Source organism: Leucobacter ruminantium, assembly GCF_017565705.1.
GTDB classification, from domain to species: Bacteria; Actinomycetota; Actinomycetes; order Actinomycetales; family Microbacteriaceae; genus Leucobacter; species Leucobacter ruminantium.
On record NZ_JAGDYL010000048.1, the window covers coordinates 1 to 8807 of the forward strand.

General features: G+C 66.5%; 6 protein-coding genes and 2 pseudogenes. 3 read left to right on the top strand and 5 right to left on the bottom strand.

From position 1 onward, the window contains the following. Window positions 1-421 precede the first annotated feature (421 nt). The 5 genes from J4H91_RS15100 to J4H91_RS15120 form a co-directional block, all read right to left on the bottom strand. Window positions 422-1468 carry a DNA-processing protein DprA gene (locus J4H91_RS15100; RefSeq protein WP_208047075.1) on the bottom strand — a complete coding sequence of 349 codons (1047 nt, stop codon included), beginning with the start codon at window positions 1466-1468 and terminating at the stop codon, window positions 422-424. Window positions 1469-1568: 100 nt separating this feature from the next. Next, window positions 1569-2306 carry a DUF6349 family protein gene (locus tag J4H91_RS15105; protein WP_208047076.1) on the bottom strand — a complete coding sequence of 246 codons (738 nt, stop codon included), beginning with the start codon at window positions 2304-2306 and terminating at the stop codon, window positions 1569-1571. A gap of 58 nt (window positions 2307-2364) precedes the next feature. After that, a complete protein-coding gene (locus J4H91_RS15110) occupies window positions 2365-3429 on the bottom strand; it encodes a DNA-processing protein DprA (RefSeq protein ID WP_208047077.1) in 1065 nt (354 codons plus the stop codon). Between the two features lie 36 nt (window positions 3430-3465). Next, complete coding sequence (locus J4H91_RS15115; protein WP_208047078.1) at window positions 3466-4449, bottom strand: DNA-processing protein DprA; 984 nt, start codon at window positions 4447-4449, stop codon at window positions 3466-3468. A 96-nt stretch (window positions 4450-4545) separates the two neighbouring features. After that, window positions 4546-4875: a hypothetical protein gene (locus tag J4H91_RS15120; protein WP_208047079.1), complete on the bottom strand. Its 330-nt coding sequence runs from the start codon at window positions 4873-4875 to the stop codon at window positions 4546-4548. 854 nt (window positions 4876-5729) lie between these two features. On the opposite strand from J4H91_RS15120, the pseudogene J4H91_RS15125 reads away from it, so the two are divergent. The 3 genes and pseudogenes from J4H91_RS15125 to J4H91_RS15140 form a co-directional block, all read left to right on the top strand. Continuing rightward, window positions 5730-5906 (top strand): annotated as a pseudogene (locus J4H91_RS15125) (transposase); the annotation flags it as partial. 40 nt (window positions 5907-5946) lie between these two features. Continuing rightward, window positions 5947-6769: pseudogene (locus J4H91_RS15135) on the top strand (IS256 family transposase); the annotation flags it as partial. A 140-nt stretch (window positions 6770-6909) separates the two neighbouring features. Next, a complete protein-coding gene (locus tag J4H91_RS15140; RefSeq protein ID WP_208047081.1) occupies window positions 6910-8625 on the top strand; it encodes a sigma-70 family RNA polymerase sigma factor in 1716 nt (571 codons plus the stop codon). Window positions 8626-8807 lie beyond the last annotated feature (182 nt).

Below are 8807 nucleotides of genomic sequence, written 5' to 3' on the forward strand. Positions count from 1 at the left end.
GACCGGAGCCCGGTGACAACACCCCCCAGATCATGAACTGCGACAGGGGGCAACAATCATGCCGGACCCGGCTGGCTGCCTCGCCCCTCATCCTCACGGATCAGGAGCCACGAACAAAGTAACGGGGCTCTCGACCGATGGATACTTCGACTTCATCGCCCACTACGTCATCCACGGCTTCTACGAGGAACAGCTCTCAACCCCCGAGCGCTGGGCCAGATTCCTGGCCGAGCTTCGTCAAAGCTGCGAACGAGACCGACACCTTGACCGGCCAGACCTGTGGAGCGACGTAAAAAGCGTCCTGGCTGATCGCCTCAACCCGCGCGAGGCGCAGACCACAATGAGCGCACGCGGCGCACAGCGAGCGCACCGGACATCCGCACCACGCTACGACGGCCCAACGCTGTTCTGAACAACCCAGTTAAAGGGAACGCGAGATACCGCGCTCGGGCGGGCGAGCGTCGTGAGGGTGCTGGAGTTCTTCGGGGGTCGCGGAGCGCGCCTGCTGCGGGCGCTCGTTCAGGTCACGAATGGACGCGCTTTTGCTGCGGAAACTGTCGAGTACGGTGAGGATGTCGTCTCGATCCGTCACGGGATCGGCAGCACCCTGGTCGAGGAGCGTGTTCGGGCCGATACTGCCGATCTCGTCCTCCGGTCCTCGGAGCGCACCGACGCGACGCCGCATCTGCAAAGCGTGGGTGACGGCGTCCATGGCTTGGCCTCGCGGCCCCGACTCGACCAGCGTGGTCACCGCCGAGAGCGCGGTGACCATTCTGCTGATTCCTTGCAGGGAGTTGCGCGACGGCTCGATGCCTGGCGGCGTCTCGCTCAGCAGAATCCCGCCCTGGGCGATCGAGTTGAAGAACCCGTTCGGGGTTCGTGGGTACGGATCGTCCAGGCCGCTGCCGAACACCGCGACCGCACCGCTGTCGTTCCCGAGCGTGCCGGCTAGGGCCATGCGTGAGACACCGAGGGAGGACGCGGCGACGATCGTGATGTCGCGCAGGCCGAGCCCTACGGACAGTTGCTGCGCATCCCAGTGGCCACGGAAGGTTGCCGCTCGTGCCCCGACTAACGCTACTCGCTCCCACAGTGGGCGGTTCAGCAGCTCCGGCCGGGCGCCGCGCGTCCACAGCACCGCGGGTGCGCGCTCGCGCAGGTCGTCCATGCCTGTCGGCCAATTCGGATCGCCGGGAACGAGGGCCTCTAAGCGATGCCGTTCGGCGAGCTCGAAGCCACGGGCCACGAGTTGAGGATCGTAGCGGTCGAGATGGCTTCGCCAGACTCGCAGCGTGGTCGGATCGGCGCCGCGCGCTTCGGCCCCGAGCGCGAACTGTATCGCTTGGAGTCCGCCGTATTCTCGTAGGAATCGACCGGTGAGTTCATGGCCGGTGGGCACCGCATAGCTCAGCGCGATACGCGCGGTGCGTTCATCGTCGATGTGGTCGAGTGCGTATCGTTCGGCCATGCGGCGGCCCTCCCAAGTTGAAGAATCACCCGACAGGTGCAGACCCGATCCCGGAAAAGCTCTAGCGAGAGGCGATCCACCCCACCTGTCTCGGGGAGCGTCAGCGCCGCGGGCCGTCGACGGCGCCGAGTTGGGGCGCCTGGCGCGACTCTGCACCCATAGCGCTGGCAAGATCGCGGCGTGCTGCGCTCACAGGACGGTCGGATGTCGATGAGGGGTGGTCGAGTGCGGTCCAGGAGAGGTCGTACCCGCGCCAAGGCGAGTACCCCGCTACGTGCCGTGTCGCGTGGGGTGTTCGCTCGGTGATGATGGGCGCGCCGGCTACCTGCATGTGCTGCGGATAGTGCTCCGAGATCCAGGCTTTCGCGAGCTTGGTCAGGCCTTTCTCGTCGCGCACCCGGACCTGCGCCGGAATGACGGGGAGCTCTCGCCAGCCAGGTACGGCATGGTCATGCCAAGCTTCCACGACCCCGTTCTCGGAGTCGTCCACCGCATGCCATTCGCACGACTCGCACGAGGCACGGTAGACCACGTCGCCGGGTCCGGCCGCGCCCCGCGGAGGTGATAAGTCTGCGGTGAAGGTGACGATGGAGTGATCCCCGTACTCGGTTTCGCCCGTGGCCCAGGATGGTCGATGCCACATGTGGCTGCGCGGGATCGAGCCGAAGTTGCCGTTCAGAAAGCACCAGAGTTCGAACGCCTCGTCTAGCTCACCGGGTGCGTAGTAGTCGGTGGTGAAGTGCAGCGGGGCTCCCTCACGTGAGGGGAGATCCCTGCGGGCGTCTTCGCGGGCGAACTCGTCGAAATCGAATGCCAGCTGACCGTCGACGGGCTTCACCGTTCACCTCCGGCCCGGTGGGCGTGGTCACTGCCGTTCATGTCGGTGAGGTTTCAGCTCAGGGCGAGCGGGTCGGGCGCTGTTCGACGTCAGCGGAGAGCGAGGTGCGTTGGAGGTGCTCGGGCAGCGCAGTTCGCGCCGTCTGGAGGGAGCCATTCGGCCTGTCGCTCACCGGGTCGGGGAGTGAGTGCTTCCGGGCATAGGTGCTGAGCGCATGCACGATGCTGACGCTATCGGTGATGGGCGTCGCCTCGTGCTGGTCGAGGAGCATATTGGGGCCGAGGCTGCCGGCCGCGTCCTCGGGGCCTTCCACCGCGCCAATCACCCGGTTCAACGATTTCGCGATGAGCGCCGCAGTCACAGGCTCTCCTCGCGTACCGGACTCGACGACGGTGGTCACGGCTGACAGGCTCGCGATCAGTCTGCGCTGGCCCAGCATGGTGTCGCGCGCCTCGGGCCAACCGGGTGGGGTTTCGCTGAGGAGCATCCCGTTCTCGGCGACGGAGTCGAAGAACCCGTTCGGTGTATGCGCGTTCGGATCATCGAGGCCGTGCGGCATCACGGCAATCGCGCCGCTCGGCCCCCCGACCGCCCCGGTGAGCGCGGCTCGCGCTATGCCGGGAGCCGACGTCGCAACGACGGTCACGTCCCGGAGCGCGAGGCCGACGGCGAGCTGATCGGCGTCATACATCCCGCGGCCCGATGCCGCCCGAGCACCGGTGATCGTGGCACGTTCCGTGATCTCCCGCGTCAGCAGCTCCGGGCGCGCGCCTTTCACCCATAGCGCATACGGCGCCAGATCGCCGAACGTAGGTATCCCCGTTGGCCAGTCCTGGTAGCCGGGGATGAGCATCTGCAGATCATGCTCTTGGGCAAGGTCGAACCCGCGCGCCACTGTGGCTGGATCGTAGTTCTCGAAGTACTGCAGCCACATGCCCACCCGTTTGGGGTTGACTCCGGGTGCCGCTTCTTCATCAGCGGCGATGCGGAGCGCCCGAACCGCACCTCCGTGGCTCAGGAAGTACTGGGTGAGTTCATTCTGGACCGGCACCGCATAGCTCAAGGCGAGGCGCGCCATGCGCTCGTCCGTGATGTTCTCGAGTTCAAAATCGCTGACCATCATGCAGGCCTCCTAGTGAGGGAAGAGAGTTCAGAGGCCTCAGCGTGCGAGGCCTGAGCTGTGATCGAACGCACGCGCTGGTGCCTGCCGGTCGACATCGAGCAGGAGCCGGGTGGCAAGGTGCTTCTCGAGCAGATGCTCGACGTCCTCGGCCTCGGTGATGAGGGTGGCGATGCCCTCGGCGATCAGAGCGTTCGTGCCCCGGCGGAGCCTGGTCACATCGGACGGTACGGCCGCAACCTCACGGCCGAGCGTGCGCGCCATCTCCGCAGTCCGCACCGGGGTCGACCGTTCATGGGCTTCGACTACCGTGACGACGCCGGACATCGCGGCGAGGAGACGGTGGCTCGCGCGGCCGGCCTCGCGGGAGTGTGGCGAGTGGGGCGGAAGTTCGCTCACCAGCAGGCCTTGACGCGCGACCGCAGCACTATCGGGGCCGGCGAAGGAAAGCGGGCGGGGTACGACCACGACCGGATGTCCGCCCTCCAGGAGCGCGCCGCGTGTGGCCTCGGCCGCGATCCCCGTTCCCGATGTCGCGGTGACGACGTACCCGTCCTGCGTCAGCTCTGCGGCGGTGCGAAGCGCCCACTCCGTCCCATAGTCCGTTGGAGCATACGCCCCGATGAGGGCGGCCCGGCTCAGCACGGGCGCGCCGAGCAAGCTTGTGTCTCCCTTCACCCAGAGTGCGTAGGGTTCCCGGGCACCGAGCTTGCCGAGCGATTCCGGCCAGTCCAGATCATCTGGAACGAGCACGTGGAGTCCGAGCGCGCGGCCCTGTTCGAACCCGTCCGCGATCCGGTCGAGATCCGCCACGTCGAAACGACGGCGCCACAGAAGTGCCGCCGAGCGCCCCACTCCGGGGATGGGGTCGTTCCGTAGCGCCATCTCGATTGCGCTGAGTCCGCTGCCCGTGACACGAAGAACGTGATCAGTTACCGCGTCCTCGGGTGGTGCGACGTAGGTGAGGGCTGCGCGAGCGGTGCGCTCATCGTCGATACTCGCGAATGAGAAGCTCCCGGCCATGTCGCCCTCCAACCAGATTGGGATTCTGGCCGGTAGGTGCGGCACTGCTCCCCGGAGCCCGAGTAGGGCCGCTGTGAGAGTGCTCTCAGGGCTGAGTCAGCGCTGCACTGTGGAACGGGTGCGCAGAGCATCGCGCGCGCGGGTGAGGCGCCGTCGAAGGAAAGTCGCCGGCCCATACGTGAGGAACTTGCCGGCATCCCAGATCAGAATGCCTGCGACGGCGTACAACCATGTCGGGGCACCCGCATCGATGAGTACCCAGAGGAGGCAAGCAGCGCCGAAGAAGGGGACCGCATAGAGCGAGATACGCCACTCGGCGTTGCGGGGGTGCTGGCGCTGCAGCCGGCGGATCAGCCGGTTCGATGGTGCGTACCTGTGCAGCAAGGTGTGAAGCCAGAGCGCGACGATGAAGCCCAAGCGAAGCATGGCAAGTCCTTCTCACTCACGGCGACGAGAGTTTGAAAAGGGACTTCGCGGAAGAACCGACCAGCCGGACCCACTACAGGGGCGAGAGGAGAACGGTCGCCTGCTTTCAGTGTAGTCGCGGATCCAGAATGTGACCAGAAGCCGGGTGCGTATGGCAACGGTTCGGAAGATTTGATTGGTCGACACTTACTCAACACTTCACCGCCCCGAAGCGCGTCGAGACCACCCGGAGGTCTCTGTGCAGCATCCGAGATCGTGTGGGCATCGCGTGAGTTGGTCGAGCGTCTCCTTGCTTCTTACAGACAAGGAGTGAAGCTTGATTGCGGCATGAAAGCACCTGCAGTTTGAGGGCCTGGACGAGTACAATTTGTAATGTGCCGCTGGCCCGCTTATGCGGGCAGATTCGGGGTCGAATCGCAGGGGCACGTAGGGGGCACGAGGTGTCTCCGGGGTTGCAGATTCCGCAGGATTTCGCGCCTCGCATGGATTGTGGCAAGTACTGGGACTTCTAGATCGTTGACCTAGCCCCAGGCCCGCAAGGGTTGACAAGAGGCCCGGAACTGCACGTTTCTGCAGTTCCGGGCCTCTGTTTATGCCACCTCCTGATGAACAATGGAGGACGGAAATGCAAGTCACTATCCAGTCGGAGTGGCACGGTGAATTGGCCTGGGTTTAGTTCCGATCTTTCAACGAGGAAGCGGGCAGGGTCGATATCGTGGGGTGCGACGGTCATCGTCGTTGGTCCTTTCGAGATGGATGTGAAGAGTTCTCTCGAAGGATCACACGGTGACCGTCGCCATGTTCACAGCGACGCGGCCACCGGCCGATCCGTACACCACGCTATTGGACGCAACCACCGGCGCGCCGTCCGGGCGCGCGGGCACTTCCCCAACGACGCCGCCGCGCTGAAGTGTCTCTATCTCGTGACCCGCTCGCTTGACCCGACCGGGCGTGGTCGGGCACGCTGGGCGACGAGATGGAAGCCCGCACTGAACGCGTTCGCGATCGCTTTCGAAGGCCGAATCAACTAACCATGCGCTCGGCCAGATCCACCGTTCATCGGGCAGACCCTCTGAGGTATCACGCATCTGCGCGGACCTTGACGAGGACGTGACGGAGTTTCGTGAACGAAGGCTCGATGACACCACCTACCCGTACGTGTTCGTTGATGCGACGTACTGCAAAGCAAGAGTCGGCCGCAGAGTTGTTTCTCAAGCGATCGCGATCGGGGTCGCCGCTGACGGCCGCCGACAAGTTCTCGGTTTCCAAGTCGGAGACACCGAGTCTGCACCGTTCTGGACTGAGTTCTTCCGCAACCTCAAAGCCCGCGGCTTGGGCGGGGTGCAGGCTCGTGATCAGTGACGCGCATGCTGGCCTCATTCGGGCGATCGAGGTGTCGTTCCAGGGCGCTGCCTGGCAACGTTGTCGGGTGCATTTCATGCGCAATGTTCTCGCCCGCGTCCCGAAAGTCGCCAGCCAGATGGTCGCTGCGATCATTCGCACGATCTTCGTGCCCCGCGGAAAGCGGGAACTCGTGCACGCCCAGTTTGATGAAGTCGTCTCCATGCTGACCCGCAGTCACCCCGCAGCCGCGGAACTTCTTGAAGGGGCGAAGGATGATCTTCTCGCGTTTACCGAGTTCCCATCAGCGCATTGGCAGCAGATCTGGTCCACGAACCCGCTCGAGCGGCTCAACAAGGAAATCAAGCGGCGTACGAACGTCGTCGGCACGTTTCCGAACTCCGAAGCGTTGTTGCGTCTCACCGGGCATGTGCTGATCGAGCAGCATGATGAGTGGGATGCGTCCGCGCGGCGCTACTTCAGCGAGAACTCGATGAAACTCATCAACCCCGGCGTTGAGGGGGTGGTACTCGCCGGGCTCGAAGCCGCATAAACTAGCTGCACTGACTCTCGCGCTGGTGAAGTGAATTTCCACCACTCAAAGGGACGCGGCCGACATGGCGGGAAGGGAATGGGGTGCAAGAGGGGCAATCGCCGCCGGGAGCGGCGAACAATGGGGTTGCAGAGGATGAGTTGCTGTCGCGCGCTCGGAACGGGGATCGCGAGGCGTACGCCGAGCTGTGGGCCCGGCACCGGGGCGCAGCTCTGACCACGGCCAGGCCGCTCGCGTTCTCGGACGCCGAGGATGTGGTCTCGGAGGCCTTCGCCGCGATTTGGGATCAGCTGCAGCGCGGGGGCGGCCCGAAGGGGCACTTCCGCGCGTACGTGCTGACCGCGGTGCGGAACATCGCGGCGAGGTGGTACCGGGATCGGCAGCGGGCCGTCATGGGGATCGAGGCCGAATCGGACACCGTTCCCGGAGGCGAAGCCTACTTCGAGGCCTCGGACGAGCGCCGGCTCATGGCCGCGGCGCTCGCCGCACTGCCCGAGCGATGGCGCACGGTGCTCTGGCTGCTCGAGGTCGAGGACGTGCCGCGCGGCCGAGTCGCCGATCACCTTGGCCTGTCGCCGAACGCGGTTTCAGTGCTGGTGCGCCGCGCGAAGGAGGGGCTCCGGCTGGCGTGGATGCGCCAGCTGCTGCCGCCGGACAACGGAGTGGCGCATCCGGCCACCGTCGAACTCCTGCCGCGGTACGTGCGGGGGACTCTCGTCGAGGATCGACGCGCTGAGGTCGAGTCGCACCTCGCCCTGTGCGCGGAGTGCGGGGAGTTCGTGCGCACGCTCCGTGAGGCGCGCGGGCGATTCGACGCCGCGCTCAGCAGCGGGGTGGTCGCCGCCGCGCTGCTCGGCGCGGGTGCGTGGCAGGCCGGCGGCACGTCTCACACGACCGCGGCGGCCCCGGACGTTGGTTCGCTCGCCCTGCTGCAGCGGGCGGGCGCCCCCGCTCACGGCTTCGTCTCGCGCGGGGCCGAGGTGCTCGGCGGCCTGAAGAGCGGCCTCGGCGCCGTGCTGCTGGGAAGCGCGGTGCTCATCGTCGGGGCCGTCGGAACCTCGCTGTTCAACATGCCGGGCGGAGAGCCCGGGCCGGGCAGGGACGAGCCCGTCGCCACCGCGACGAGACTCGAGTCCTCCCGCTCGCAGGACGAGGCTCGTGAGCCGACCTCCGCGGTCTCTCAGGAGCAGGACGAGGAGCCCTCGGACGACGCTCCGCCCTCCGACGGCGGAGCGGACGGCACCCCGGACGAGGGCCAGGACGGCGGCGGGAACTCCGACGCGGACGGCGGTGGAGACTCCGGCGGGGGAGAGGGCGGGCCCAGCGCGGCGGAGCTCACCGTGCTGACCTCCGATCAGCGCGGGGGCGCGTTCGCGCCCCGCCTGGTGGGCACCTCGCAGCCCGCATCGTCGGTGTCCGTCGTCGTCTCGGGGCTCGTCTTCGCGGTGCCGGTCGCCGAGGACGGCGGCTGGTCGGTCGATCTCGCGACGCTGGGGCTCGGCGCAGGATCCCATCGGGCGCAGCTCACCCAGATGATCGACGGCGTCGCCGGGCAGGGCAGCCCCGTGTCCTTCGAGCTGGGAGTGCCCGGAATGACCTCGTCGCCGGTGACGCCGGGCGCGCCTGACACCCGAGTGCCCGTCGCGTTGAACGGGATCGCGGGCCTGCAGGTCTGCGTCGAGCTGGGGCCCGGGGTCTATCAGCGCTTCGGGCTGGACGCGGGGGGAGCCGCCACCGGGCACCTGCCCTATTCCCCGTGGGAGCAGCGCGATGTTCGCCTGCGCTACTGCGACGGAGACCGCTTCGGGGCCGTGGGTGTGGCGACGGTCGGCACCGCCGCGTCGAGCCCGCCCTGAGCCGATATCGGGGCGGATCGTCACTTTTCCGATACCTCGACGCACTCTATCCGTGGGCGGATTCAACCGGTCAACGCAATGGGTGCTGTGAGATGAAGCAGACGTTGATCTCAGGAGGCATCGGTTGCAGGGCAAGCATGGTCATCTCAGTCGTGAGCAGAAGCAGCTCGCGCTCCGTCTCC